At 49.3% G+C, this 25,462-nt stretch carries 27 protein-coding genes; 22 read left to right on the top strand and 5 right to left on the bottom strand.

Annotation, left to right across the window (positions count from 1 at the left end; genetic code table 11):
• Positions 1-247 precede the first annotated feature (247 nt).
• The 20 genes from GBAG_RS01865 to GBAG_RS01950 all read left to right on the top strand — a co-directional run bounded on the left by GBAG_RS01865 (position 248) and on the right by GBAG_RS01950 (position 18,391).
• Complete coding sequence (locus GBAG_RS01865; RefSeq protein WP_051873617.1) at positions 248-1,261, top strand: TRAP transporter substrate-binding protein; 1,014 nt, start codon at positions 248-250, stop codon at positions 1,259-1,261.
• 48 nt (positions 1,262-1,309) lie between these two features.
• Positions 1,310-1,852: a TRAP transporter small permease gene (locus tag GBAG_RS01870; protein WP_081908364.1), complete on the top strand. Its 543-nt coding sequence runs from the start codon at positions 1,310-1,312 to the stop codon at positions 1,850-1,852.
• A gap of 12 nt (positions 1,853-1,864) precedes the next feature.
• Positions 1,865-3,172, top strand: coding sequence for a TRAP transporter large permease (locus GBAG_RS01875; RefSeq protein WP_034492934.1), 1,308 nt, complete (start codon positions 1,865-1,867; stop codon positions 3,170-3,172).
• Between the two features lie 196 nt (positions 3,173-3,368).
• Positions 3,369-3,629, top strand: a complete 261-nt coding sequence (locus GBAG_RS23215) for a helix-turn-helix domain-containing protein (RefSeq protein WP_072011129.1) — start codon at positions 3,369-3,371, stop codon at positions 3,627-3,629.
• Positions 3,630-3,962: 333 nt separating this feature from the next.
• Entirely contained in the window at positions 3,963-4,502 is a 540-nt protein-coding gene (locus GBAG_RS01880) for a fimbrial protein (protein ID WP_034492938.1), read from the top strand.
• 39 nt (positions 4,503-4,541) lie between these two features.
• Positions 4,542-5,108 (top strand): fimbrial protein, encoded by a 567-nt coding sequence (locus tag GBAG_RS01885; RefSeq protein WP_034492940.1) that lies wholly within the window; start codon positions 4,542-4,544, stop codon positions 5,106-5,108.
• Between the two features lie 62 nt (positions 5,109-5,170).
• Positions 5,171-5,890 (top strand): fimbrial biogenesis chaperone, encoded by a 720-nt coding sequence (locus GBAG_RS01890; RefSeq protein WP_051873618.1) that lies wholly within the window; start codon positions 5,171-5,173, stop codon positions 5,888-5,890.
• Positions 5,891-5,914: 24 nt separating this feature from the next.
• Positions 5,915-8,425, top strand: a complete 2,511-nt coding sequence (locus GBAG_RS01895; RefSeq protein ID WP_034492943.1) for a fimbria/pilus outer membrane usher protein — start codon at positions 5,915-5,917, stop codon at positions 8,423-8,425.
• A 1-nt stretch (position 8,426) separates the two neighbouring features.
• Positions 8,427-9,407, top strand: coding sequence for a fimbrial protein (locus GBAG_RS01900; protein ID WP_034492945.1), 981 nt, complete (start codon positions 8,427-8,429; stop codon positions 9,405-9,407).
• 186 nt (positions 9,408-9,593) lie between these two features.
• A complete protein-coding gene (locus GBAG_RS22650; protein ID WP_156104844.1) occupies positions 9,594-9,740 on the top strand; it encodes a hypothetical protein in 147 nt (48 codons plus the stop codon).
• Positions 9,741-9,777: 37 nt separating this feature from the next.
• A complete protein-coding gene (locus GBAG_RS01905; protein WP_034492948.1) occupies positions 9,778-10,095 on the top strand; it encodes a glycine dehydrogenase in 318 nt (105 codons plus the stop codon).
• A gap of 17 nt (positions 10,096-10,112) precedes the next feature.
• Positions 10,113-10,475 carry an SFCGS family glycine-rich protein gene (locus GBAG_RS01910; RefSeq protein ID WP_034492950.1) on the top strand — a complete coding sequence of 121 codons (363 nt, stop codon included), beginning with the start codon at positions 10,113-10,115 and terminating at the stop codon, positions 10,473-10,475.
• A gap of 2 nt (positions 10,476-10,477) precedes the next feature.
• Positions 10,478-10,774, top strand: coding sequence for a DUF4312 family protein (locus tag GBAG_RS01915; protein WP_034492952.1), 297 nt, complete (start codon positions 10,478-10,480; stop codon positions 10,772-10,774).
• A 23-nt stretch (positions 10,775-10,797) separates the two neighbouring features.
• The gene (locus GBAG_RS01920; RefSeq protein ID WP_034492954.1) at positions 10,798-11,574 is read left to right on the top strand and encodes a DUF4311 domain-containing protein; all 777 of its coding nucleotides are present in this window, start codon (positions 10,798-10,800) and stop codon (positions 11,572-11,574) included.
• An 11-nt stretch (positions 11,575-11,585) separates the two neighbouring features.
• Complete coding sequence (locus GBAG_RS01925; RefSeq protein ID WP_034492956.1) at positions 11,586-12,227, top strand: DUF4310 family protein; 642 nt, start codon at positions 11,586-11,588, stop codon at positions 12,225-12,227.
• Positions 12,228-12,275: 48 nt separating this feature from the next.
• Positions 12,276-13,409: an amidohydrolase/deacetylase family metallohydrolase gene (locus GBAG_RS01930; protein WP_034492959.1), complete on the top strand. Its 1,134-nt coding sequence runs from the start codon at positions 12,276-12,278 to the stop codon at positions 13,407-13,409.
• Positions 13,393-14,511: a DgaE family pyridoxal phosphate-dependent ammonia lyase gene (locus GBAG_RS01935; protein WP_034492962.1), complete on the top strand. Its 1,119-nt coding sequence runs from the start codon at positions 13,393-13,395 to the stop codon at positions 14,509-14,511. Before GBAG_RS01930 ends, GBAG_RS01935 begins: the two co-directional genes overlap by 17 nt.
• The gene (gene dagF / locus GBAG_RS01940) at positions 14,508-15,248 is read left to right on the top strand and encodes a 2-dehydro-3-deoxy-phosphogluconate aldolase (RefSeq protein ID WP_034492963.1); all 741 of its coding nucleotides are present in this window, start codon (positions 14,508-14,510) and stop codon (positions 15,246-15,248) included. Before GBAG_RS01935 ends, dagF begins: the two co-directional genes overlap by 4 nt.
• Before the next feature lie 110 nt (positions 15,249-15,358).
• Positions 15,359-16,465, top strand: coding sequence for a lactonase family protein (locus tag GBAG_RS01945; protein ID WP_034492964.1), 1,107 nt, complete (start codon positions 15,359-15,361; stop codon positions 16,463-16,465).
• Between the two features lie 15 nt (positions 16,466-16,480).
• Positions 16,481-18,391, top strand: coding sequence for a BglG family transcription antiterminator (locus GBAG_RS01950; RefSeq protein ID WP_034492965.1), 1,911 nt, complete (start codon positions 16,481-16,483; stop codon positions 18,389-18,391).
• A gap of 98 nt (positions 18,392-18,489) precedes the next feature.
• Here GBAG_RS01950 and dolP read toward each other — a convergent pair whose 3' ends face one another.
• The 4 genes from dolP to GBAG_RS01970 are packed head-to-tail and all read right to left on the bottom strand — an operon-like array spanning position 18,490 to position 22,116.
• Positions 18,490-19,065, bottom strand: coding sequence for a division/outer membrane stress-associated lipid-binding lipoprotein (dolP, locus tag GBAG_RS01955; protein WP_034492967.1), 576 nt, complete (start codon positions 19,063-19,065; stop codon positions 18,490-18,492).
• A gap of 9 nt (positions 19,066-19,074) precedes the next feature.
• The gene (gene diaA / locus GBAG_RS01960) at positions 19,075-19,665 is read right to left on the bottom strand and encodes a DnaA initiator-associating protein DiaA (protein WP_034492968.1); all 591 of its coding nucleotides are present in this window, start codon (positions 19,663-19,665) and stop codon (positions 19,075-19,077) included.
• Positions 19,666-19,684: 19 nt separating this feature from the next.
• Positions 19,685-20,080: a YraN family protein gene (locus GBAG_RS01965; protein WP_034492970.1), complete on the bottom strand. Its 396-nt coding sequence runs from the start codon at positions 20,078-20,080 to the stop codon at positions 19,685-19,687.
• On the bottom strand, positions 20,038-22,116 hold the full coding sequence (locus GBAG_RS01970; RefSeq protein ID WP_034492972.1) for a penicillin-binding protein activator: 2,079 nt from the start codon (positions 22,114-22,116) through the stop codon (positions 20,038-20,040). Before GBAG_RS01970 ends, GBAG_RS01965 begins: the two co-directional genes overlap by 43 nt.
• 62 nt (positions 22,117-22,178) lie before the next feature.
• On the opposite strand from GBAG_RS01970, the gene rsmI reads away from it, so the two are divergent.
• A complete protein-coding gene (gene rsmI / locus GBAG_RS01975; protein WP_034492975.1) occupies positions 22,179-23,045 on the top strand; it encodes a 16S rRNA (cytidine(1402)-2'-O)-methyltransferase in 867 nt (288 codons plus the stop codon).
• Between the two features lie 142 nt (positions 23,046-23,187).
• The gene (locus GBAG_RS01980; RefSeq protein WP_156104845.1) at positions 23,188-23,385 is read left to right on the top strand and encodes a hypothetical protein; all 198 of its coding nucleotides are present in this window, start codon (positions 23,188-23,190) and stop codon (positions 23,383-23,385) included.
• A gap of 132 nt (positions 23,386-23,517) precedes the next feature.
• Here the strand turns inward: GBAG_RS01980 and GBAG_RS01985 are convergent, their stop codons facing one another.
• Complete coding sequence (locus GBAG_RS01985; protein WP_034492981.1) at positions 23,518-25,416, bottom strand: enterotoxin; 1,899 nt, start codon at positions 25,414-25,416, stop codon at positions 23,518-23,520.
• Positions 25,417-25,462: the final 46 nt, after the last annotated feature.

Below are 25,462 nucleotides of genomic sequence, written 5' to 3' on the forward strand. Positions count from 1 at the left end.
GCAAGATTGCCATAAAGTACCTTAAATCCCTGCCTTCATCACTGACTCCACGCTTGTTTACTGTTTTTGCATGCACTGATTGTGTTTTTTATGAGCAGCTGTTTTCGGCATTTTGAGATCTGAATAGCAAAATGAATCAAAATTTCTTTTTGAGTGAAATAACGTTTCATTTTTAATCCATTCAATGCGTAAATGCTTTCGAAACGGAATAGTTCCACACAGAAATCATGGATAAGGGAATCTCAGGATGCTGCATTTGAAACATGTTTTGCCAAAAATTTCGCTGGTTGCTACCGCTGTTGCGGCAACGATTTTGCTGAGCGGATGTGGCGATGACGCTGCTCCAACAGGCACCGTTACCCTAAAAACCGCGTTTAACCAATCTGAAAATAACCCACAATACAAAGCGTTAGTTTCCTTCAGCGATAAGCTGGAAGCGGCGACCAATGGTCGTTACAAATTAGAAATCCACCCCAATGAACTGTTGGGCGACCAGCGTGCTTCACTTGAACTGGTTCAGTCTGGCGCGATTCAGATGGCGGTTGTGGCTAACCCGCTGGTGGAAAACTTCAATAAAAACTTCTCGGTTCTGGCTATGCCGTACGTGTACGACAACCCGGAACATCAGCGCAAAGTGTTTACGTCTGGCGTGCTAGACAGCCTGTTTGCTTCCACCAAAGGAACCGGTTTTGAAGTTATTACCGCGTATACAGCAGGCGCTCGCAGTGTTTACACCAAAGGTGCCGCAGTCACCACCCCGGCTGATATGCAGGGTAAAAAGATCCGCGTAATGCAGTCCGATACCATGATCAAAATGTTGTCTTGCATGGGCGGAACCGGCGTACCAATGGGCCAGGGTGAAGTGTATTCAGCGATTCAGCAGGGCGTGCTGGATGGTGCTGAAAACAATGAAATCACTTATGCCGACCTGAAACAGTACGAAGTGGCCCCTTATTTCTCAGCAACGCGCCACGTGATGGTGGCCGACCTGCTCGTCGCTAACGAAAGTTTCCTCGCCAAAATGGATGAAGGCGATCGCGAGCTGTTCCGCAAATTAGCCAAAGAGAGCACCCAGACTCAGTTTGAACTGTGGGATAAAGCGCTCGATGGCGCACGTCAAACCGCGAAAGACAACGGCGCGACCTTCACTGAAGTGGATATCAAGCCATTCCAGGAACGTTGCAAACCGCTGCAATCTGCCATGTTGACTACGCCGGAACAAAAAGCGTTGTACGAAAAAATTCGTGAGTTGGCCGAGTAACACGGCTTAGTAACCAGGGGGGCTTTCTGGCCCCCAGTGGAGAATATGATGAAAATGACGCAAACCGCCCCCTCCGCCGCCGTATCCAAATCTGATTTTTATTCGCATATCACCCGAGTGAAACAGGCCATTGATAAAGTGGCGTCGTATCTATGTATTTTAATTGTGGGATTAATGACGCTGCTGGTTACCTGGCAGGTTGCATCCCGTTATTTATTGAATAGTCCAAGTGCGGTCAGCGAAGTGCTGGCGCGTTATTTGTTTATCTGGCTGGTGCTGATTGGCGGGGCCTATGTTTTCGGTCTGCGCGAGCATATGGCTATCACTTTTATGCGCGATAAAATGCCGCGTAAATTACGCCTTTCGCTGGAAATCATTGGCGAACTTGCCACCTCTGTATTTGCATTATTGGTGCTGACTATCGGGGGCTATATCGGGATGAGCCGCCAGATGGCGCAACTCGATTCCGCATTACAAATTCCAATCGGCATTATCTACATTGCAATTCCTCTCAGTGGTGCAATGACGCTGTTCTATTGCCTGTATAACCAATATGGGCTGTTCAGAAAGTTCTCTTCGAAACAAGATTGATTGGGTGTTGATATGGATATTGCAATTATTGTTGCTCTTGTAATGTTTAGCGGTGTGTTTATTTTACTGCTGGCGGGCACGCCAATTAGTATCAGCATCGGGATTTCTTCTTTTGCCGCAATGTTACTTATCTTACCTTTCGATGGTGCGATATTAACGTCGGCACAGCGCGTTTTTGTTGGCCTCGACTCCTTTGCCTTATTAGCGATTCCCTTCTTTATACTGGCGGGGAATTTAATGAATAATGGTGGGATCGCCATTCGTTTAATTAACTGCGCCAAAATGGTCAGTAATTTCTTGCCCGGTCCACTGGCGCAAACCAACGTTGTCGCCAATATGCTGTTTGGATCGATCAGCGGTTCTGGTGTGGCGTCGGCCGCCGCGGTCGGTGGCATCATGTCGCCGATTCAGAAAAAAGAGCAGTACGATCCAGCGTTCAGTGCCGCAGTGAACATTGCTTCTGCACCAACGGGTATGCTGATTCCGCCAAGCAACTCTTTGATTGTTTACGCAACGGTGGCGGGTAGCGTGTCTATTTCCGCGCTGTTTATGGCCGGTTATGTACCGGGTATTCTGTGGGGTTTAGGTGTGATGCTGGTTGCGGGTTTCATTGCGAAACGCCGTGGCTATGTGGCCGACCGTTCGGCAAATAAAGGCCAGACGCTGCGTATTTTGTTTGATGCTATTCCAAGCCTGATGATGATTGTCGTGGTTATCGGCGGTATTCTGGGCGGCGTATTTACGGCGACGGAAGCATCGGCGATTGCGGTCGTTTATTCGTTAGTTCTCGGCATAATCTATCGCAATATTAAAATTGACGATTTGCCGAAGATATTCCTCGCCACGGCGAAAATGACCGCGATTGTTATCTTCATGCTGGCGGCATCTTCGATTATGTCGTGGGTCATGGCCTTCACCAAAATACCGGCACTGATTGCCTCCGGTTTACTTTCTGCTACAGATAGCTTCATTGTTATTTTGCTGATTATGAATCTGGTATTGCTGGTGGTCGGCACCTTTATGGACCCAACGCCTGCGGTATTAATCTTCACCCCAATCTTCCTGCCAATTTGTATGCAGTTTGGAATGGACCCGGTGCATTTCGGTATCATGATGGTGTTTAACTTATCCCTCGGCACGATTACGCCACCGGTAGGGCCAATCTTATTTACCGGCTGTAAAGTGGGAGATATTAAGATTGAGCGCGTGATTAAGCCGTTGCTGCCATTCTTTGCGGTGATTGCGATTGTTCTGATGATGGTGACGTATTTACCGGCTATCACCATGGCACTGCCTCAGAGTATGGGGCTGGTGAAGTAAAAGTAGACTTTACACCTTCTGGCGGGGGTTCCTCCGCCACTTTACTCTTCCTCTTCCTCTTCATAATCCATTGCCGCTATAACTTAAATTACTCCATAAGCCTATGACCAGGGAATTATTTTAATTCGTGGTTATATAAGTGGCTTTCACCATCAGTAATGTATTTTCAATAAAATAAAAAGTGCATCTCCAGGCAGTGAGCAATGCCCTCTTTACGCACACCTTGCAGTTATCGACATCCAACTCGTTTGAGATAGTTCGCAATCAGTTAATTGAACCCATGAATGAGCCTAAGCTTTTGCGCGATAGTTTACATGCTGAAAAGCATATACGTAGCAAAACTGGAAAGTCACGTAGCGGAACTATGCGCATTCTCTCTGAAAGGAAAATGAGAGGATTTATCACTATGGAAAATGAGATGCTTAAATCTATTAATTGTACTTATGACATTAAATGAGAATTTATTTTAATTAGGCTCTGGCATTATTTTTTTCCCCTTCTTGACTAAGTCTCTGGGCCTTGTTGTTGGGAAGTACTTTGTTAACTATAACGAAAATAATTTACTAGTCGCTGCCTGTCCAAATTCGGATCATTTCACGAGTGTAAAATATTAGCTTGTGTTGTAGAGTAATTACGAAAAGAAAATCACGAAGCGCAATAGTCATACGCCCCTTGGTTAATACCTCTAAGCTATATAAAGTTTCATTAAAATGGATAGGTAAATCTCAAACTCTATTAGCATGATGCTGATAAGGTTTGATATTTATTTTATAAAAAAAAGGGACATGAAATGAATCATACATTTTTCAAAAAAGTGACGCTTGCATCTTTAGTTGCAGCAAGCGCTCTTGTTGGCTCTATGGCACATGCAGAAGATGACGCGAACATCCTGAACCTGGCAGTTTCAGGCTCTATTAGTGCTCCTCCTTGTAAAGTAGCTCTGAACAAGAATGCACTGGAACTGGGTTCACCTTTGATGGCTGACCTGAAAACTTCAGATCAAGAACCAACTCAGACTTCCGTACGTACTTTGCAAGTTGCTATCACTGACTGTGAAAGTATTAACGCGGAAGTCTCTGTTCTTGGTACCGCTGATGCCACAGACAGCACAATTCTTGCCAATGGCGCTGCTACAAATGCAGCGACTAATGTGGGTATTGCTATGTGGAATCACGATGACTCCACTCAATACAAACTCGGCGGCGATCCAATTAAAACAACCGTCGCAATGGTTGGCCTGGATTTCGGATTAGTAAAATCTGACGCAACTAGCACCGTTACTGCGGGCGACGTATCTACTTCAGCTCAAATTAAAGTGACTTTCCTCTAATTGCTATTTGCTAATCGGTTTAAAAATAAGGGATTTATTATGAACAAGAAGATTTTAGTTCTTTCTTTGGCTATGGCATTTTCTAGCCTGGCAGGTGTAAGCCACGCAGCGCAGGAAGCAAGTGTTAGCGACATTACGCTGACTGGCCATGTTATCGATTACGCTGCTTGTGAAATTGATGCTCCTAGCTCAGTAACCTTTGATGACATCAGCATTTACGATATCGGTACCGTAGAATCAGGCAAGCCTTATAAAAATAACCCAGGTGCGGTATACGATATTACCCTGACCAAATGCCCTGCAGGACAAACTGTTTCTGTCAGCATTCTGGGTACCGCAGATGGCGAAAACAGCAGCCTGATCGCACTGGATGATGTACCTGGTAGCGCGCAGCACGTAGCGGTTAGCTTCTGGGACGAGGTTCTGCTTACACAGGAACATGTATTGATTAAAGCCAATAGCGGTAGCTCACTGGTTCATACTACCGAATCCTCCGGTAGTTCACATATCCCTCTGTATGTTGCGCCAACTCAAACAGTATCTACCCAATCAGTCATTTCTGGCACCATCAGCGCTACGACTAACGTTAAAGTTAACTTCCTTTAATTAGCTATTAGTCATCTCATGGCTGGCATTTTTGCCAGCCATTTTTATCTATGGAATACATCATGAAATTACGTCCATTCGTCGCAGCAGCAATTTTTGCGCTGACAAGCCTGAGTTTCTCCTCCTCTGCAACTGTTCAGCTTTCGGCAAACCGTGTTTATTATCATGCCAAAGATCCTGATATCAATATCTCGGTTAAAAATTCAGAAGACCGTGAATATTTAGTCCAGTCGTGGATTGATGCGCAGGGAAATCCTGGGCTTGAAAAGAATGCCAAACTACCTTTCTTTGTTTCGCCACCTTTATTCCATATGGCAAATAAAAGTGAAGCGATTGTTCAGATAATGTATTCCGGTGAGGGTTTACCAACCGATCGTGAAAGCCTGGTTTGGTTAGATGTTAAAGCTATTCCGGCAATGACAGATGGCGAGAAGTTGGTTAAAACCAAAGTCATGGTTGCGGTACTGACACGTATTAAAGTTTTCTATCGCCCTGAAAATCTCCCCGGTAACCTGGAAGACGCAATCGCGGCTCTTTCGTGGAAAAGGATGAGTAATGATACGGTTACCGTGACAAATAACTCACCTTATTATGTTGTTATGAATAAAGTTTTGATTAATAACGAAGCGTTAAAAATCTCCATTGAAGATAACAACACAGTAGTCGCCCCTCATGGTGAACAGACCTATAAAGTGAAGTCTGCACCTGCTGGGGCAAAAGTTGTCTGGACCGCAATGAATGAATTTTCTGTCACTTCGCCTGAGAAAACAGCGACGCTCTAATTCTAGATAAAATTGAAGTTTGCCATGTCACTAATCATTGCTCGTGCCCTCGTGAAACTTGTTTTCATTCGCAGTTCATTGTTTTTATCTATTTTGGCGTCTATATCTATGGCGCAAGGTCAGGCTTATTTTGACCCCGGCATGATGCAGTCTGTGGGCGGTGCCCCCGCTATTACCGATCTCAATTCGGTATTAGCAAACCAGGTTAAAGAGGGGACTTATCACGTTTATATTGAAGTTAATGGCAAAAAATTCGCGACGGAAGATATTCAATTCTCAATGCAGAAAGAAGCACTTATCCCGTGTATTCCGGTTGAGATGTACGCAAAAATCGGCGTTGATTCATCTTCACACGATGTGAATATCAATCTGGACAAAGAAGATCGTAGCTGTGTATTACTGAACGAAGCTGTGCCGGTTGCCACGTCTTCGTTTGATTATCTTACTAAAAAACTGTCGCTCTCTTTCCCGCAAACTACGCTACGTACCTTGCTTAAAGATGAAATTCCCCCAGAGCTTTGGGATGACGGCATTCCCGCGTTGCTCATCGGTTACCAGGCGTCTGGTTCACAAACCATTGAAAATAAGCAAGATAGTTCTGCAGGTGCTGAAAACTATGTCAATTTTAAAAATGGGCTGAATCTTGGCCCATGGCGTTTACGCAATTTATCGACTCTCTCGCAAAGTAGCGGGTCTGGTACGGAAGTGGAAAGCCTCAGCACTTACGTTGAGCGCGCAATTCCTTCGTTAAAAAGTGAACTGGTGATGGGCGACGCCTACACTAGTGGCGATCTGTTCGACAGTATTCGCATTAAAGGTCTGCAACTGACTTCTGATACCGAGATGATCCCGGATAGCATTAATGGTTTTTCTCCGGTTATCCGTGGTGTTGCGAATAGCAATGCAAAAGTCATTGTTCGGCAAAACAATAATATAATTTATCAAACCAATGTTGCACCCGGCCCGTTTGCTATTTCTGATATGGCTCCCGTTTCGTCCGGGGGAATATTAGATATCACCATTCAAGAGGCTGATGGCAGCGAAAAACATCTTAGCCAGTCATTTTCTTCAATGTCTATTTTGCAGCGCCAGGGCTCGTTGAAATATGGGCTATCCGCCGGGAAATATTCAGAGGCAACAATAAAGTCTGAGGAGCCTGATGTATTCCAGGCTACAGCGGCTTACGGTTTACCCTATGATGTGACTTTATTAAGCGGTATACAGAATACCAACGATTACCGAAGCTACGACCTTGGTGTGGGGCTAGACTTAGGGTTTCTCGGCGCATTCTCCGTTGATGTGGCAAAAGAAAACTCCACGCTTGCGGAAAGTCATGAGAACCGCAGTGGAACTGCGATGCATCTTGCTTACTCTAACCATATGGAAACAACCCGCAGCGATATTAATTTTAATTACACGCAATATAGTGACCGCTATGTTTCATTTGCCGATAACTATGGTACGGCAGACGAAAGTAAAGCGCGCGAAAAACAGTTCACGCTATCAATTAACCAGGCGGTGACTGACACTCAAACTATATTTGTTTCTATGAACCAAACTGATTATAGAGACAGCACCAGCTCAAAAATGTACCAGCTTGGATTTAACTCCCCGATCGGGCCAGTAAGTACGTCACTCACCCTGAGCCTTAACCAGGATTTTGATGAAGAAGGGACCGTCACTAATGACAAACAGGTGATGGTCAACTTCACACTGCCTTTATCCGTATTCGACAAAGAAGCAAAAAATTCGGCTTCGTTAATGATGACCAATGACACCGAAGGGAATAGTAATCAAACGTTGGGCTTGCATGGCAATATCATGGATTCCGAAGTGTTCACCTATAACACGCAATTGGGTTACAACGTCAATAAGGGTGAAGAAGATGGCAGAAATGCCAGTATAACTACCGACTATAAAGGGAGTTATGGTGAGATTCAGATGGGTTATAACCAGGATGAAAACCAAAAGCAGTTTACCTATGGGCTAAACGGGCAACTTATTATCCATCGCCATGGAGCGACAATTGGTCAATATTCCGATGGCGCGTTAGCGTTGGTGAGTGCACCGGGTGCGAGCCATGTTGGTGTGAAAAATAACCTCGGCGTTTATACCGACTGGCGCGGTTATACCATCGTGCCTGAATTATCTGCATACGATAATAACTCGATTCAAATTGATGCTGACAGCGTGGGCGCTAATATTTCCTTTGAAAATATCTCAACCAACGTTATTCCCACTAAAGATGCGGTCGTCCTTGCTAATTTCCCGGCGAATATTGGCCGTAAAGTGCTCTTTACTGTGAGCCAGAGAGGAAAAGTCATTCCCTTTGGTTCGCAAGCAAGCCTGATAGATAGCGACAGAATGTTCTTTGTAGGCGACGGTGGGCAACTCTTTATTACCGGTGCGCCGGATGAAGGGGATCTCAGTATTAGTATGGACGATAAGCAGGCTTGCAAAGCACATTATAAATTGCCGGTCGCGAGCGGGAAATTACCGATAACAATGATGAAACTAACCTGTGGGAATAGCTAAGATGCGTGGTTCCTTAATAATATTACTGCTGTCAGGGTTGATTGCGCTATTCCCCACGCTCGCTTCAGCCTGCAATGTGCAAAGCCAATCCCGGCTTTCAATTGTGCTTAACGGATCGCTACAAAAAGATCCTCTGCAAGCCAGTGTGGGCGACACGCTGTATGTGAAACGCGCTTCGCTTTCTAGCCTTGCACATCAACGCAAGGATATTAGCTGCGCCTCATCGCAGTCGCAGGATCAGTTATCAATCACCGGGATCATGAACGGAAGCATGACGGGTGATAATGTTTATCCGACTTCGGTCGCAGGTATTGGCATTCGCCTTTCTTTGATTATTCGTCAGAAAGGAAACCACACGCCGCTTAGCACGCTGCCGGTTAACGAACAGTTTGCGCTGGATGATAAAAGCGATTTAACCAGTGACGATGTTTTTATTAAAACCGAACTGGTCAAGACCGGCTCAATTGAGTCATTAGAGCACATCAGCTATCAAAGTCCTTCCATATTGACTCTGACTCGTTCGGCACTACAGCAGTCAGTCAGCGTGGATTATTCTTTTAGTGCCACGCCACCTGCGGGGTATTGCCACTTCTTAGCGGCGAATGCGGCATTCAGCCTGGTTCCTGTTGATGTTGCGACACTACAAGCGCAGAAGACTGCCGCATCCACTCAGCTTGATATCACTTATGTGTGTACCGGTTCCCCGGAACACATCGAAATGACGTTGTATGGTGTGGCAGCAGACCCGGAAAAGGGGATTTTGAAAAATACTCTGACTGCGGATAACGCGACGGGTGTGGGTGTGCAACTCCTCTATCGCAATCTGCCTTTGGCTTTTGGCTCGCCCGTGTCGCTCGATGATCTACCGATGGTGCATAACCAGAGTTCGATACCGCTGGCGGCACGTTATATCGCAATCTCGCCAGAAGTGAAGGCCGGGAAAATTGATACCATTGCGACCATCAAACTTAACTTCCTATAATTTAAAGCAATCCCCACTACTTAAAAATACGGTTGGGTAAAACTCAACCGTTCTGGCACCGCAGGAAGTTTTCTTTACCGGAAAATGTGCCATAAGCCTTTCCAATATCTCCCCCAAAATCCCCCCTGGCTCACAAGTTTGCTCAAAAACTATCACTGAGAACTCTCACTTAAGCATTGCTAATGCGTGACTGTAATCACACTAAACCAGCCAATCATCACGATTCAGCCCTTTTTTGTGGCGCAAATCACTATTGAAGCCGCGATTTCCACTTCGAAGTGGAAAACAACTCGCTACAAACCTTTAACCCTGGTCGATACCTTAAAAGCCTGACAGCGAAGAGGTACGTAGTGTGAATGACGGAGCGGTAATGGTTAATGAAGCCGGGTGTACCGAGGAAACGCTTCTCACCGAACGAGTGTTGGCGTTTATCAATACGCTGCTTATGAACAGAAACATCACGCCGAACGCGGTGCAGGAACAGATGCTGACATCCCACGTTCGTGCCATGGCTCATCGGTCATTGACCGGCGAACCGCTGCCAGAAGTTGAAGAGAGTTTGTTTGAGGAAATCTCTGATGACTCGCTGGTGATGGCGAAAGAAGTGGTGGAACAGTTTGGCAATCTCCCTGTTGAAGAGGCGTGGTTGTTGTCGGTGCATTTTGAAGTCGCGAAAGACAATCTTTGAATAATCAGGAGAAACACATGGAACAAATTACCGTAGTGATTGGCGATCGTCTGGGAAAAGGGCAGAAAGTGGCGGCAGGGATTGAGAAAGCGGGCGGTCGTGCCGTGGTGATTCCTGGTGTTGCCGCTGATATGAAACTGGGCGATGTAATGAAAGCAGAAAATGCCACGTTTGGTATCTCTTTCTGCGGTAGCGGCGGCGCAGGTGCTATCACCGCGCAAACCAAACACGGTTACAAAGCCAAGTACGGCATGCGTTCAGTGGATGAAGGCGTGACCGCAATTAACGAAGGCAATAACGTTCTGGGCTTTGGTTTTATGGATAAAGAAGAACTGGGCGAGCGTCTGGTACAGGCCTGGGCCAAGAAGTACGGTCAGTGAGCATGAAAGAACACTTCTCAGAAACGGTGAGAGTGAAAGGGCGCGGCGATACCAAAGCCAAAGCCTTTGCTGACGCCCTGAATCATGTTCAGGGCTCGGTGATGAAATCTTCTCCCCACATTTTACTGCGCATTGAGCCACAGGATGTGCAAGTTATTCAGGCGCGAGTCCAGGTTAAGAAGGAAGCGTTTTTGTTCTTCTTCCTGAAGCGTGAAAAACAAATGTTCAGCGTCGAGCTGGATGTTTCAGTCAATGTTACTGCAATCAACATGGACAAAGTCGATTTCATTCCCCAATAAAATCACACAGAAAGGACAGACAGATGTTCTTAATTATATTAATAAAATCGCTAATCATCGGCGGTCTGGTGGGTGTTGGAGTTGGCGCCGGGGCTGCACGTATGTTTCACGCGCCTACCACTCAAGGGATGGGCGCTTTTCGTACTCTCGGTGAGCTAAATTCCTGCGAAGGCGATCCGGCATCACACTTCTCATTTGGTCTGGGCTTCTTCTTTAACGCATGGGCGTCCTCGGTTGCAGCTGGAGCGTTCACACAAGATGTTGACCACCGCATTATCCCAAACTGGGGTGCTGCCGCGTTGATGGTGAAAAACCGTAACGTCGCCGAAACCCTGCACGACCCGAGAAAGATGGCTATCGCCTGCGGCATCATCGGCATGATTGTGGTCGCCTTCCTTAACACCACGGCTTCGGCGGTTCCGGCTGCATTGCAGGTCACGGCGGTAAAAGTTCTGGTGCCTGCCGCTAACCTGCTGGTTAACATCATAATGCCAGTGATTTTCTGGCTGGCGGCGATTGACGCCGGTAAGAAATCGGGCTTCTGGGCGACGATTTTCGGCGGCTGCGCACAGCTGATTATGGGTAACGCCGTACCGGGTCTGGTACTGGGCATCCTGATTGGTAAAGGTGTGGAAGAGAGCGGTTGGAACCACGTCACCAAAGTGATGATGGTCGCGATTATCGCGCTGTTTGTCCTGAGTGGTTTCTTCCGCGGTTTCGACATGAAGATGATCGAATCCTTCCATCTGACCGTGCCGAACTGGCTGGATCTGATTCATAACTCGCTGAGCGGAAAATAAGGGAGCCAATGATGGAAGAGAATAAAGGTTTTTGGTACGCCGACTGGTCTTTCCCGATTTTTGTTGGCCTGCTTTCATCCGGCGTGTTCGCCGGGACACACATGTACTACCTCTACGGAATCGGCGCATTTAACGAAGTAGCGTTTGTTTCCATGCTGCGTGCCGGAATCGACACCGGCGTGTATGGCGCAGTCGCAGCATTTGGTGCCAGCTTCCTGTTTGCCCGCATCATTGAAGGTTCGCTGGTCGGGATTCTGGACATCGGCGGGGCGATTCAAACCGGTGTCGGGCTTGGCGTTCCTGCCCTGTTGCTGGGGGCCGGGATTGTCTTCCCAGTCGCTAACTTCGCCGCTTCTTTAGCCACCGGTTTGGTGATTGGACTGGCGATTGGTTATCTGATCATTCTTGCGCGTAAATTCACCATCAACCAAAGCAACTCTACTTACGGTGCTGACGTGATGATGGGCGCGGGTAACGCATCCGGCCGCTTCCTTGGCCCGTTAATTATCCTCAGCGCGATGGCCGCCTCGATTCCCATTGGTATCGGATCCTTGATTGGTTCGCTGCTGTTTTACCTGTGGAACAAACCGATTACCGGCGGCGCAATTCTTGGCGCGATGCTTTTTGGCGCTTTCTTCCCGATTGCTTTGTAGAACTTTTTTGGCGGATGGCGCGTCCCATCCGCCAATAAGGAAAAAATCATGTACGACTTAATCCTGCGCAACGCCCGCCTGGTGGACGATACGGTTATCGACATCGCGATTAAAGATGGAAAAATTGCGGCACTGGGCGATGTCACGGGCGAAACACGCGAAGAACGCCAGCTTAACGGCGAGTTTTACGTTAGCGCCGGCTGGATTGATTCCCACGTTCACTGCTATCAAAAATCCCCGATTTATCACGATGACCCCGACAGTATCGGTATTCATACAGGCGTGACGACGGTGGTGGATGCCGGAAGCACCGGTGCAGATGACATCGACGAGTTTTACGAGCTGACTCGCAGTGCGCGCACCGACGTTTACGCTCTGCTGAATATCTCGAAGGTTGGGCTGATTGCGCAAAACGAACTCTCTGATATGGCGAATATCGACAAAGTGGCGGTGTGCGATGCCGTCACGCGCCACCCGGGTTTTATCATCGGTATCAAAGCCCGCATGAGCAGTAGCGTGGTCGGTGCGAACGGCATTAAACCTCTTGAAATCGCCAAAGAAATCCAGCGTGAAAACGGTGATTTACCGCTGATGGTACACATTGGCAATAATCCGCCGGACCTCGATGAAATCACCGATTTATTAACCAGCGGCGACATCATCACCCACTGCTACAACGGCAAACCGAACCGCATTCTGACGTCTGCGGGTGAATTACGTGCCTCGGTTTCCAGCGCGATACAGCGTGGCGTGCGCCTTGATGTCGGCCATGGCACGGCCAGTTTCAGCTTTGAAGTGGCGAAAATCGCCATTAGCAAAGGGATTTTTCCGCACACCATCAGCTCCGATATTTACTGCCGCAACCGCATTAACGGCCCGGTGCATAGCCTCGGCGTGGTGATGTCAAAATTCCTCTCCATCGGCATGTCGCTGCCACAAGTCATTGATTGTGTGACGTCACATGCAGCCGACGGTCTGCGCCTGGTGAATAAAGGCCGTTTGTCGATTGGCCTTGATGGCGACCTGACTATTTTTGCCAAACGCCGCCAGCCGACGGTATTTACCGACTCAGAAAATCAGACACTCCAGGGTGAACAACTACTGGTGGCACTTGCCGCAGTTCGCGCTGGAAAATGGTTTACGACCGAACAAGGGAAGCAAGAACATGTCTTCGATTTATGAAAAATACAATTTAAAACAAGTTATTAATGCATCCGGCCGCATGACGGCACTCGGTGTTTCTACTCCGCGCCCGGAAGTGGTGGACGCCGTGACGAAAGGCATGAATCACTACTTTGAAATGAAAGACCTGGTGAACAAAACTGGGGAATACATCGCAAAACTGCTGGATGTGGAAGCGGCGACGGTAGTGTCCTGTGCTTCCGCCGGTATCGCGCAATCGGTGGCGGCGGTGCTGGTGAAAGACAACGCGTGGCTGATTGAAAACCTGCATGGCACCCCGCTTGAGAACAACGAAATAGTGTTACCAAAAGGCCACAACGTGAACTTCGGCGCACCGGTAGGCACCATGGTTTATCTCGGTGGCGGCAAAGTGGTTGAAGCCGGTTACGCCAACGAATGTTCGGCTGATCAACTGGCTGCGGCGATTTCCCCGCGCACGGCGGCCATTCTGTATATCAAATCTCACCACTCGGTGCAGAAAAGCATGCTTAGTGTTGAGCAGGCGGCGGTCGTGGCCCGCAAGCATAACCTGCCATTAATTGTTGATGCTGCAGCGGAAGAAGATTTGCAGTGTTACTACCGCGCCGGTGCTGATCTGGTGATTTACAGCGGCGCAAAAGCGATTGAAGGGCCAACCAGCGGTCTGGTGATCGGCAAAGCGCAGTACATCGAGTGGGTGAAACTCCAAACTGGCGGCATTGGACGCGCCATGAAAGTCGGTAAAGAAGGCATTCTTGGCCTGACCTGCGCTATCGAACATTATCTGAGTGCGGAAAAAGAGAGCGGTGCGCAGATGGTGGAAAAAATGACGCCGTTTATCGCTAATCTCAATACGATTGAGGGGATCAGCGCCCGCGTCGTGTGGGATGCCGCCGGTCGTGATATCGCGCGTACTGAAATTAAATTCGATGAAGCGGTGATTGGCACCAGTACCGTAGAGTTAGTCAGCGCGCTGAAACAAGGCGAATATGCGATTTTCTTCCGTGGCTACAAAGCTAACGAAGGGATTATCGAAGCCGACGTACGCAGCGTAAACCCACAGCAGCTAGAGATTATTTATCACAGCATTAAGGCTTTGGTCAGCAAGGAGAAACAAGCATGAAATTGACCCCGAACTTTTACCGCGATCGTGTTTGCCTGAACGTGCTGGCTGGCTCCAAAGAGAATGCTAAAGCTATTTATGACGCTGCCGAAGGGCATGTGCTGGTGGGCGTGCTTTCCAAAAATTACCCGGATGTCGCCAGTGCTGTTGCAGATATGCGCGAATATGCGGCGTTGATCGAAAATGCGCTCTCGGTTGGCCTTGGTGCAGGCGACCCGAATCAATCGGCAATGGTGAGTGAGATCTCCCGCCAGGTGCAGCCGCAGCATGTAAACCAGGTATTTACCGGCGTGGGAACCAGCCGTGCGCTGCTTGGGCAAAATGAAAGTGTGGTTAACGGCCTGGTTTCTCCAACCGGCACCGTCGGTATGGTGAAAATTTCCACCGGCCCGTTGAGTTCTGGCGCGCCAGACGGCATCGTACCTGTCGAAACAGCAATTAAGCTACTCAAAGACATGGGCGGAAGCTCAGTCAAATATTTCCCAATGGGCGGCCTGCAATGCCGTGATGAATATGAAGCGGTAGCGAAAGCTTGCGCAAAATATGATTTCTGGCTGGAGCCCACCGGTGGTATTGACCTTGAGAACTACGAAGAAATTCTGAAAATCGCACTAGATGCGGGCGTAAGCAAAGTGATTCCGCATATTTACAGTTCAATTATTGATAAAGCGAGCGGCAATACGCGTCCGCAAGATGTGCGCACTTTGCTGGAAATGACCAAGAAGTTGGTCGGCTAAAACCATCCTCACCCCGGCCCTCTCCCTGAGGGAGAGGGGGAAACTGGGCAGTTCCCTCTCCTGGGGGAGAGGGTGAGGGCGACCAATCTCATACACAACAAGGATCTCTGATGCCTGCAACACAGCCGCAGTATGCCTGGATTGGCACTTACCATCCCAATGGAGAAGGTGTGTACCGCTTCCTGGTAGATGCCGAAACCGGTGCGTTGACCCACAAAACGTTAGTTTGCGAATTGCCCCATGCGGCACAGCTAACCGCCGCTAAAAATGGCAAAACGTTGTATGTGGCAAGCGAAGCAGAACAAGGCACTGTTGCAGCGTTGCGCGTGGGGGATGACGGTAATCTTACCGAGCTGAATCAGGTTTCATCGGGCGGTGCGGGGGCGGTTTTTCTCGCACTCACGCCGGATGGGCGCTATCTGTTGGTGGCTAATTACGGCAGCGGTTCCGTTGCCGTATTGCCCGTGAGAGCCGACGGCAGCCTCGGTGAGGCCACTGACGTCCAACAAGATTCAGGGCCTGCGGGAGCTAAAAAGCCGGTAGCCGCCGTAGAAGGCAGTTTTGCTGCCAGCGGTCACAGCAGTGCGCACGCTCATATGATCGCCGCCGATCCCACGGGCAAATACGTGTTTACTACCGATCTGGGTCTGGATCGAATCTATCAATATCGTTTCGACAAAACCCACGGCAAGCTCGTGCCTAACGATCCTCCTTATATTGATGCTTCTTCAAAAGGTGCCGGGCCTCGCCACTTTGTGTTTACGCCTGGCGGTGAGGGTTTGTGGCTGATCAACGAAGAGGCTTCCACGCTGACGTATTACCAGGTTGATGAAAACCTGGGAACACTGACCGAAGGCGAAAGTCTGTCTTCGCTGCCCGAAGGTTTCAAAGGCACCAGTTATGCTTCGGGTTTACTGCTGAGTAAAGACGGAAAACAGCTTTACATCGCTAACCGTTTGCACAACAGCATCGGTCATTTTACCGTCACCGCGAACGGCAAACTGGTGCTTCAGGAACATGTCTGGACGCGGGGAGATTACCCACGCACGCTCACCCTCGACCATAATGAAAAGTATCTGTACGTCATGAATCAGCGCAGTGACAACATCACTCGTTTTAGTGTGGCGCACGGCAATGGAAAACTGACTTTTGTTGAGGATTACATTGCGGTGGGAAGCCCATCACAGATGGTGATGACAGGCATCACGCCCGATTAAAGAAAGGAAACGGCAGTGAGATTCCCAAACCAACGTCTGGCCCAGTTGTTTGAAATGCTGCAAAACGAAACGCTGCCCCAGGATGAACTGGCGCGGCGCTTATCTGTTTCTACCCGCACGGTGCGCGCGGATATTACTGCTCTAAACGCATTGATGGCCGGGCATGGTGCGCAGTTCGTGCTCAGTCGCGGTGCGGGGTATCAGCTCAATATTGCCGACAGCTCGCTCTATCAGGAGCTGGTGCAGCAGCCTTCGCGCCAGTTGCGGATCCCACGTAATTCTCCGGAACGCGTCCATTATTTAGTGGTACGTTTTCTGACATCTGCCTTCTCATTAAAACTCGAAGATCTGGCGGAAGAGTGGTTTGTCAGCCGCGCTACCTTGCAAAGCGATATGGCAGAAGTGCGTGAATGGCTGGCGCGTTACAACCTGACGATTGAAACCCGCCCGCGTCACGGCATGAAATTGTTTGGCAGCGAAATGTCGGTGCGTGCCTGCCTGACGGAGCTACTTTGGCAACTGACTCAGGAAGATAGCGATAACCCGCTGCTGACTGAAGAAGCGCTGAACGCTGGCGTGCCAGAGCAACTGGCGGCGGAATTACATAACTGTTTTACGCGCTGCCGAATTCGTCTGACGGACGAGGGCGAGCAGTTTATCCGTTTGTATTGCGCCGTGGCTGTGCGCCGTATCAGCGAAGGTTATCCGCTGCCGGAATTTAGTGCCGACAATGTGGACGAAGCCGTACGGGAAGCCGCCCGTGAAATTACGGTGTTGATTCAGAAACTGGCCGATAAGCCACTTTCGGAAGCGGAAGAACAATGGCTACAAGTGCATATCGCCTCGCGCCAGATTCAGGATGTGGCCCCGAGCGCCATCAGTGCCGACGACGACGAAGCGCTGGTAAATTACATTCTGAGCTTTATCAACAGCAACTATAACTACAACTTATTGACAGATAAGCAATTGCACGCTGATTTGCTTACCCATATCAAAACCATGATCACCCGGGTGCGGTATCAGATAAACATTCCGAATCCGCTGCTCGACAACATTAAACAGCACTATCCGATGGCCTATGACATGACGCTGGCGGCGGTGTCGAGCTGGGGGAAGTACACTCCTTATGTCATCAGCGAAAACGAAATTGGTTTTCTGGTGCTGCATATTGGCGTCGGGCTGGAGCGGCATTACAACATTGGTTATCAGCGCCATCCGCGTGTGCTACTGGTTTGTGACACCGGCAATTCCACGGTGCGTATGATTCAGGCGATGCTGTTGCGTAAATACCCGCAAATTGAAGTGACGCGGATTATCTCGTTGCGCGATTACGAACAGCTCGCCTGCGTTGAAGAAGATTTTGTGATTTCCACGGCGCGCGTAACGGATAAACAAAAACCGACGGTGGTCGTCGCCCCGTTCCCAACGGAGTATCAGCTCGAACAGCTTGGCAAGCTGGTGTTGGTGGATAGAACCCGCCCGTACATGCTGGAAAAATTCTTTGATGCCAGTCACTTCCGAGTGATTGATGAGCCTGTCACACAGCAGGAGTTGTTCAGTTCGTTGTGCCAGCAACTTGAGCAGGAAGGGTTTGTCGGTGCGGACTTTTATCCGTCAGTCGTTGAGCGCGAGGCAATAGTCAGTACGGTGTTGGGCGAGGGGATTGCGCTTCCGCACTCATTGGGACTCATGGCCAACAAAACCGTGGTTTATACCGTTCTTGCCCCGCAGGGAATTGGCTGGGGTGACGAAACGGCGCACGTCATCTTCCTGCTCGCTATCAGCAAAAGTGAGTACGAAGAGGCGATGGCAATTTACGATTTGTTTGTGACTTTTCTGCGTGAACGGGCGATGCCGCGCTTGCGGGACAGCAGGAGTTTTGACGAGTTTAAAGCGGTGGCAATGGATTGTTTGAGTCGGTTTTAAGGGGAAGCCACCCTTATCCCAACCTTCTCCCTGAGGGAGAAGGGGAACACCGTATAATTCCCTCTCCCTTAGGGAGAGGGTTAGGGTGAGGGGAAAAGTTACTTCAGAATCGTAAACGCAGTGGTTACATGCTTCACGCCACTGACCCGACTGGCAATATCTGCCGCGGCTTTGGCTTCTCTGTCAGTCAGCAAACCTAACAGGAACACTTCGCCATTTTCGGTCGTGACTTTCACATTCGTCGATTTCACCTGATCGCTTGTCAGCAACTGCGAACGCACTTTGGTCGTTATCCAGGTGTCATTTGACGCTGTACCCAGGCCAATTGGTGCCATGTTACGGATTTCGTTATACACCTCGGTGGTGCCATCAACGCCCAACGCAATTTGTTTGGCACGCGATGAGAGTTCTGAGTTCGGCGACTGCCCAACTAGCAACACTTTGCCCTGGTATGCACTGACGTTGATACGTGTTTCTTTCTTGATTTGTTCGTCTTTAGCCAATGCGCTGTTTACGCGCAATTCCAGCGTACCATCGTCAACCTGAGTACCGACTGAGCGCGGATCTGTCGCCGTTTTAGTGGCAACTGCGGCGGTACCCACTACTGCGGCAGCAACACAACCTTGTAGCAGTAACGCAGTAATAAGGACTGCAAGTGGCTTATATGCCTTCATCTGTACTCCTTAATCGTCCTGGTGAGGGAATAACGTATTATCAATCAGATCGCATAAGCAGTTTACCGTCAGCATATGCATTTCCTGAATGCGTGCGCTGCGGTGAGAAGGGATGCGAATTTCCACATCCTGCGGACCTAACAGTCCTGCCAGTTCCCCGCCATCGTAGCCTGTGAGCGCAACGATAGTCATGTCACGTGTCACAGCGGCTTCTACCGCTTTGACAATATCACGACTGTTGCCGCGGGTCGAAATGGCGAGCAAAACATCACCGGCATGACCTAGCGCACGTACTTGTTTGGCATACACTTCTTCGTGTAAACGATCGTTTGCGATCGCGGTTAAGACCACATTATCAGCATTAAGTGCAATGGCAGGTAAACTCGGGCGCTCAGTTTCAAAGCGGTTGATCATGCTGGCGGCAAAATGCTGGGCATTCGCCGCAGATGTGCCGTTACCACAGCACAAGATTTTATTGCCGTTGAGCAGTGACTGAACCAGCGTCATGGCTGCACGGGAGATAGCATCTGGCAGAGCTTCCGCTGCGGCAATCTGGGTTTGAATACTTTCCGTGAAGCAGACTTTGATTCTTTCGAGCACGTTTATTTACCTGGTTTCTTTAAACATCTGCGGTGAACGCGTTGGTTAACCACTCTATTTCATTGCCGGTGAAGGCTAACACATCGAAACGGCAATCCACAGTATCAAAACTTCCTGATGTGCGGGCTAGCCAATACGAAGCGGCATGTAACAATTTTTGTTGCTTGCGGTGTGTGACGCTGGCGGCGGCATCACCAAAGTGATTTGAGCGGCGGTATCGCACTTCAACAAACACGATAACGTTGCCATGTCGCATGATAAGGTCGATTTCGCCGCCGCGGGAATGCACGTTGGCGGCGATAAAACGCAGTCCTTTGCGTTCAAGAAAACGGCGCGCGGCTAACTCGTAGTGCGCGCCAGTTTGTTGACGGGTCAGGATGCCGGAACGATTTGCCCCTGACGGAATTGCAGCCAATTTAACTTCCTGTTAATGACACAGTCCTGATTTGCAGACAGCGTGCCGGTATTGCCATTCACCTGATAACCCGGTACCTGGCGCATTTGAGAGAAGTGGTTTGCCAGTGACCAGGCATCAACGCCCATCGCGTACAGTCGCGCTAACGAGTAATCGTTATGCACGTTGCTGAGTGCTTGCTGCATCAGTGACGGATTGTTGCCCGCGAGCATTGGGATCTCACTAAATTGCAAACCTTCCATTTCCAGGCGGAAATCCGGGCCGTTCACACCCTGAGAACTGCGTGAGCTGGCATACAGTTGCGCCGGGCTGCGGCTGCCGGTACGCATGGCAATCATCGGTTTGATCAGTGCGACTTCGTCAGATGTCGCCACAATGTAGGCTGCATCTACGCCGCCGGAAGTGGCACCTGTAATTTGCGCATCCGTTGGCGGTGGTGGAATTGTCAGCCCGCCAATGGTCACGCCTGCGGGTTGAGCGCTGGCTGGCGTGACTGGCGTGCCGCTTAACGCGATGCCTGAACCGCTGTTAATGCCTTGCTTGAGTTCAGCCGTTGAACCGAACTTCTGCTGTAGGACTGTACCGCCGCCAAGCTTCACCCATTCTTCGGCAAAGGCTTTGGTCACTCGGTCGCCCAAGGCGTTACGCGGCACCAGTATCAGCGGCGCACGGTGGCCTTGCTGCCAGATATGATCTGCGGCATCACGGGCTTCATCTTCTGGCGACAGCGCGAAATAGCAGATATTGGCGCGGTTCTGAACGGATTCCGGCTGGTTGAGTGCCAGGATATTCAGTGGCGAGGTGCTGGTGGCCAGTTCATCTACGTTGTTTTTAAGCAGCGGGCCGACGACCAGCGTTGCGCCATCTTGCTGTGCCTGAGCCAGCAACTGAGCGAGCGGTTGCGAGGTGGTATCGTAGACTTTCACTTCCGCTGAAGGATTCGCCGGAGCGGCTGGCGCTGGCGCCGTTTGTGTTGCCGTTTGTGGAGCCTGAACCGGAGCAGCCGTTGTTTCTGCTGGCTGCTGCGTTAAATCATCAACCGATGCTGCCGAAGGCGCTGCCACCATATTAGGATCGGTTGGCTGCGGTAATGCTGCCTGGGTGGTATCAACAGGCTGTGCGTTAGCATCTGGCATTTGCGCAGGTGCAGTCGTTTGTGCAACCGGGGCAGAACCCATATTTTTGGCGGCTTCAAAACCTTGCTGGATGGTGCGACCAAATACTGCCGCCTGGCCGCTCAACGGCAGCAGAAGGGCGATTTTCTCGGTCGATGCCGCTTTGTAATTCTGCATATTGCTTAGCTGAGTTGGCAGCGTTTTAGCACCCGGATTTTGCGGGTAACGCGTTTGCCAGTCTTTGATCCCGGCTTTCAACATTTCCGGATCGTTGCGGTTATCGTTCCATACTCGTTGCAGATCCAGCCAGCCTTGCAGCGTGTTTTCGTCGGCATTAATGACCAGCGCATTCATCTGTTCTGGCGTCATCTGAGATAATGCCTGCCAGGTACCGTCGATATTTTTCTGATGCGCAGGGCCGGTCAACATAGGCTCCTGGGCAATATAAGCACGCAGCAGCTCCAGCGACGGGCGATTCTGGCTGGCGTCGATAAAGGACTGGTAATAGCGGGCCTGCTGGTTTTTGTTCAACTCGGCCAGATTGATTTTTGCCAGCGCGGCATTCGCGGCGGCGTAATCTTTCTGCGCGACTTTGATTTCAGGCACCAGCAACTGTTGTTCACGGCGTTGTTCGTCATTCATCTCTTTTGGCAGCTGATTGTAGAGATCAACGGCTTGCTGAGTTTTGCCTTCTTTCACCAGCGCATGAATGGCGAGTAATTGCCAGGTGGTCTTGCTATCATCACCGCTTTGCTGCATCTGTTGCAGATAATAGGCGGAATCCGCTGTGGCTTCGCCCTGCATATGCGCGGTTGCCTGATCTGGTGCTTTTGTCGTGGTACAGCCAGCGAATATTAGCGCGGCCAGTACAACCGGCAGACAGCGCCCGGCTTTAGAACGAATAATTTTAGACGGTACCATTCTGTATCCAGTGTAATTTTTATCTCAGTGTTCAATATTAAATCGGCAATACGGATGAAACAATGAAACAACTCGAAACGGCGGCTATTTCTGCCAGCACGCTCTACATCGTTCCGACACCCATCGGTAACCTCGGCGATATCACACAGCGGGCGTTATCCGTGTTGCAAAGCGTTGACCTGATTGCTGCCGAAGATACTCGCCATACCGGTTTGCTGCTGCAACATTTTGCGATAAATGCGCGGATGTTCGCATTGCACGATCATAACGAGCAGCAAAAATCCGAAACTTTGCTGGCTAAGCTGCAAGAAGGGCAGAGCATCGCGTTAGTTTCTGACGCAGGAACGCCGTTAATTAACGATCCTGGCTACCATTTAGTGCGTACTTGCCGTGAAGCGGGTATCCGCGTGGTGCCGTTGCCGGGTCCATGCGCCGCGATTGCTGCATTAAGCGCAGCCGGTTTGCCTTCAGACCGTTTCTGCTACGAAGGCTTTTTGCCTGCAAAATCCAAAGGTCGCCGCGACGCGCTTAAAGCGATTGAGCAAGAACCCCGCACGCTCATCTTCTATGAGTCTACGCATCGCCTGCTCGATAGTTTAGACGATATATGCGCTGTGCTGGGGGAATCGCGTTATGTGGTGCTGGCGCGCGAGCTGACGAAAACCTGGGAATCAATCCATGGTGCGCCGATTGGCGAATTGGCGGCGTGGGTGAAAGAAGACGAAAACCGCCGTAAAGGTGAGATGGTGCTGATTGTCGAAGGCTTCAAAGCACCCGCCGATGACGCGCTTCCGGCCGATGCGTTGCGCACTTTGGCACTACTGCAAACTGAATTGCCACTGAAGAAAGCGGCTGCGCTGGCGGCTGAAATCCACGGTGTTAAGAAAAATGCGCTGTACAAATATGCTTTAGAAAACAGCGAGAAATAGAGATTTTCGAGTAGCCTCGCACTCTGTTGTTACAGGTATCACTATTGTTAGTATGGTTTTAATAAGCGATGGTAGTTTGCTCATTCTTTAGTCTGTTCAGGATGAGTAAATTATGCCGGTGTTGTATCAGGGAGATTCATATATGATTCTTTACCCTATCAGCGATAGCCCTTCCGCTCTGGAACGTGCATTTGATGTGTCTGGGACTACCGATATTCTCGGCGTGCCAGCATGGATTGTATTGCGAAAGGATAAAACAGCTGCGGCTATTGTTTATGCAGAACCTTCGTTGGATGGAGAGGCGAGCTTCGTCATCTCGTTGCAGCAAAACTGGATTTGATTCCACGCAAAAGCGCTGAGCAGAGAGAGTCCATCCTGGCCGTTAAACGCTACTGGGAGTCTGCTGCTGTTTCACAAAATGTATGAAAACCCGCTTTCGCGGGTTTTTTGTTTTAAGCACAGTGACTAAACGCTATTTCTTCCCGGCCATTGGCATGGCTTCTATCACCAGTGTTTCCAGCGGTTTCAGCATCACAATGACCGGTTTGCTGTAATCACTCGGCAGAGTGGTATTTGCGCCATAGACGGGTTTGAGTGCGAATTGTGTCGCTTCGCCATCAGGAATTTCAAAGCTCTTTGTCAAATCGAGATAGTAGCTTTGTTCTTTATCAGACGGATTACGTAAACCAAGGATAGCTTTATCTTTGCTCCACGATGCCCAGCCATATACTTCCAGCGCTGTCGGGTCGCCACCAATCCAGTGGGTATCAACTAACACTGCACTATTTGCTCGCGACCATTTCGCAGCGTCGGCCAGTGTGTCCCATTTTGCACTGTTGAGCATGGATGGCGTGATATACAGCTCTTGTAGCTGAGTTCCGGTAGCAAAGTAGCTCCAGACCTGGTCGGCAAAATCACTGTCAGTTTGTACTTTTTCAAGCCCGAAGTAGGCATTTTCAGCACTCACAATACCGTGATACATCAGCGAGTTGATTGGGAACAGCGGGCCTTTACGTACAATAGAACGGTAAGTTTCAGCATCGCGGTAGGTCATCCATTGTTGAACCGGCGATCCTTTGCCATATACGTTGATATCATCGCCCTGGCGCCAGATAGAGTCGGCATAAAATAGCCACGAAGGGCTGGCGTCTGTACCGGTGGTCAGGTTAATAAACAGGTCTTTATTCGCTACCCGCATGTTTTTAATCAGCTCAATTGAGGCATCAAAATCCGAAGCGAACTGGCTACCCTGAATCCAGTTATTGGCATTACCCATGCCATCTAATTTGAACGAGGTAATATGTTCGTTCTTAATGAGCTTAATAATCTGTTCATTAAAGTTGCGGAAGTAATTGGGTCCGGAAAGGGCAAATTTACCGTCTACGGTTTCAAATCCATTTTCTTTGGCGTGAGAAACGCGGATATCACGCGGTTTGTTATAACCTCCCCATGGCGATAACCATAAACCGACAGAGGTATTTAAGCTGTCAGCCTTTTCTTTTACAACGCCAAATCCATTGCTGAACGCCGGGCCAAATAACCATTTTCCTGTGCGGTCATCCCAGCCGTCATCGAGTAAAAATCCGTCCAGTTTTACGCCACGTTTTTTAATTAATTCATTGGCGTAGGCATCCATCCGGTTAAGGACATCTTGTTCGGTATACGTCGTAAAGAAGCCGATATCCATCCAGCTGTTGTAGTGCAAATACGGCTGATACGGGCGCGGGCGCATCGCGTTAATGAATTCATTAAAGCTGCGGCGTAGCTGATTTGTCGCCTCGAAGGTGCCGAAATAGGTGGTGTAGGTTACTGGCGCATCGGTTTTAATGGGGGTTTTCAGGCCGACATTCAGATTGGTTGTGGTTTCGTACGCGTAGGTATTAACGATAGGTTTTTCCGGCAGAATAAAGAAGCTGTCGGCAATAATCGGTGAGCTATTAATCGCGCCATCAACATAAGGTGCTTGCGATTGCCCTTTGGTCGGGAAGAAGGTGATTTTCGCGACATCCTGCGCTTTGCCTTTTGCTTTAATCGTGTAATCGATGCTGGCGTATTTTCCTTTCAGAACATTCAACACGACAGTAACTGAAAAATCTTTGTGGTCGTAATCAATATGAATAGCGTCATCTTTTTGGCTAACGTTTTTGATTTTAAAATCGGCAGCGTGGATAATATCTTCGTTCGGGAGCGTTAAAAAGAACAACTCTTTAGGCGCGAGTTTGCTCTGGGAAAGTTTGTCCTTAATTAAGACCGCAGAATTGGTATCGTCAAATGAGATGGAGATATTGTTGTTATTGAGCAGATATTCGGAAGCCAATGCGCCATTGCTGACCAGTAAAAGTAATAACGAGCTTTTAATCATTCTATTCATCTGAGTTTCCTGTCAGGGTATTTTCAAACGTAGGGTATTACCCGCA

The sequence above is a fragment of the Buttiauxella agrestis ATCC 33320 genome (genome assembly GCF_000735355.1).
Taxonomy (GTDB): Bacteria; Pseudomonadota; Gammaproteobacteria; order Enterobacterales; family Enterobacteriaceae; genus Buttiauxella; species Buttiauxella agrestis.

Excerpts from the sequence above, each read along its gene's own strand:
- GBAG_RS01875 (WP_034492934.1), top strand. The coding sequence starts at position 1,865 with ATGGATATTGCAATTATTGTTGCTCTTGTAATGTTTAGCGGTGTGTTT.
- rsmI (WP_034492975.1), top strand. The coding sequence starts at position 22,179 with ATGAAACAACTCGAAACGGCGGCTATTTCTGCCAGCACGCTCTACATC.
- GBAG_RS01900 (WP_034492945.1), top strand. The coding sequence starts at position 8,427 with ATGCGTGGTTCCTTAATAATATTACTGCTGTCAGGGTTGATTGCGCTA.
- GBAG_RS01970 (WP_034492972.1), bottom strand. The coding sequence starts at position 22,116 with ATGGTACCGTCTAAAATTATTCGTTCTAAAGCCGGGCGCTGTCTGCCG.
- GBAG_RS01930 (WP_034492959.1), top strand. The coding sequence starts at position 12,276 with ATGTACGACTTAATCCTGCGCAACGCCCGCCTGGTGGACGATACGGTT.
- dagF (WP_034492963.1), top strand. The coding sequence starts at position 14,508 with ATGAAATTGACCCCGAACTTTTACCGCGATCGTGTTTGCCTGAACGTG.
- GBAG_RS01880 (WP_034492938.1), top strand. The coding sequence starts at position 3,963 with ATGAATCATACATTTTTCAAAAAAGTGACGCTTGCATCTTTAGTTGCA.
- GBAG_RS01935 (WP_034492962.1), top strand. The coding sequence starts at position 13,393 with ATGTCTTCGATTTATGAAAAATACAATTTAAAACAAGTTATTAATGCA.
- GBAG_RS01945 (WP_034492964.1), top strand. The coding sequence starts at position 15,359 with ATGCCTGCAACACAGCCGCAGTATGCCTGGATTGGCACTTACCATCCC.
- GBAG_RS01890 (WP_051873618.1), top strand. The coding sequence starts at position 5,171 with ATGAAATTACGTCCATTCGTCGCAGCAGCAATTTTTGCGCTGACAAGC.
- GBAG_RS01885 (WP_034492940.1), top strand. The coding sequence starts at position 4,542 with ATGAACAAGAAGATTTTAGTTCTTTCTTTGGCTATGGCATTTTCTAGC.
- GBAG_RS01915 (WP_034492952.1), top strand. The coding sequence starts at position 10,478 with ATGAAAGAACACTTCTCAGAAACGGTGAGAGTGAAAGGGCGCGGCGAT.
- dolP (WP_034492967.1), bottom strand. The coding sequence starts at position 19,065 with ATGAAGGCATATAAGCCACTTGCAGTCCTTATTACTGCGTTACTGCTA.
- GBAG_RS01895 (WP_034492943.1), top strand. The coding sequence starts at position 5,915 with ATGTCACTAATCATTGCTCGTGCCCTCGTGAAACTTGTTTTCATTCGC.
- GBAG_RS01980 (WP_156104845.1), top strand. The coding sequence starts at position 23,188 with ATGATTCTTTACCCTATCAGCGATAGCCCTTCCGCTCTGGAACGTGCA.
- GBAG_RS01925 (WP_034492956.1), top strand. The coding sequence starts at position 11,586 with ATGGAAGAGAATAAAGGTTTTTGGTACGCCGACTGGTCTTTCCCGATT.
- GBAG_RS01920 (WP_034492954.1), top strand. The coding sequence starts at position 10,798 with ATGTTCTTAATTATATTAATAAAATCGCTAATCATCGGCGGTCTGGTG.
- GBAG_RS01865 (WP_051873617.1), top strand. The coding sequence starts at position 248 with ATGCTGCATTTGAAACATGTTTTGCCAAAAATTTCGCTGGTTGCTACC.
- GBAG_RS01870 (WP_081908364.1), top strand. The coding sequence starts at position 1,310 with ATGAAAATGACGCAAACCGCCCCCTCCGCCGCCGTATCCAAATCTGAT.
- GBAG_RS01910 (WP_034492950.1), top strand. The coding sequence starts at position 10,113 with ATGGAACAAATTACCGTAGTGATTGGCGATCGTCTGGGAAAAGGGCAG.
- GBAG_RS01905 (WP_034492948.1), top strand. The coding sequence starts at position 9,778 with ATGGTTAATGAAGCCGGGTGTACCGAGGAAACGCTTCTCACCGAACGA.
- GBAG_RS01985 (WP_034492981.1), bottom strand. The coding sequence starts at position 25,416 with ATGAATAGAATGATTAAAAGCTCGTTATTACTTTTACTGGTCAGCAAT.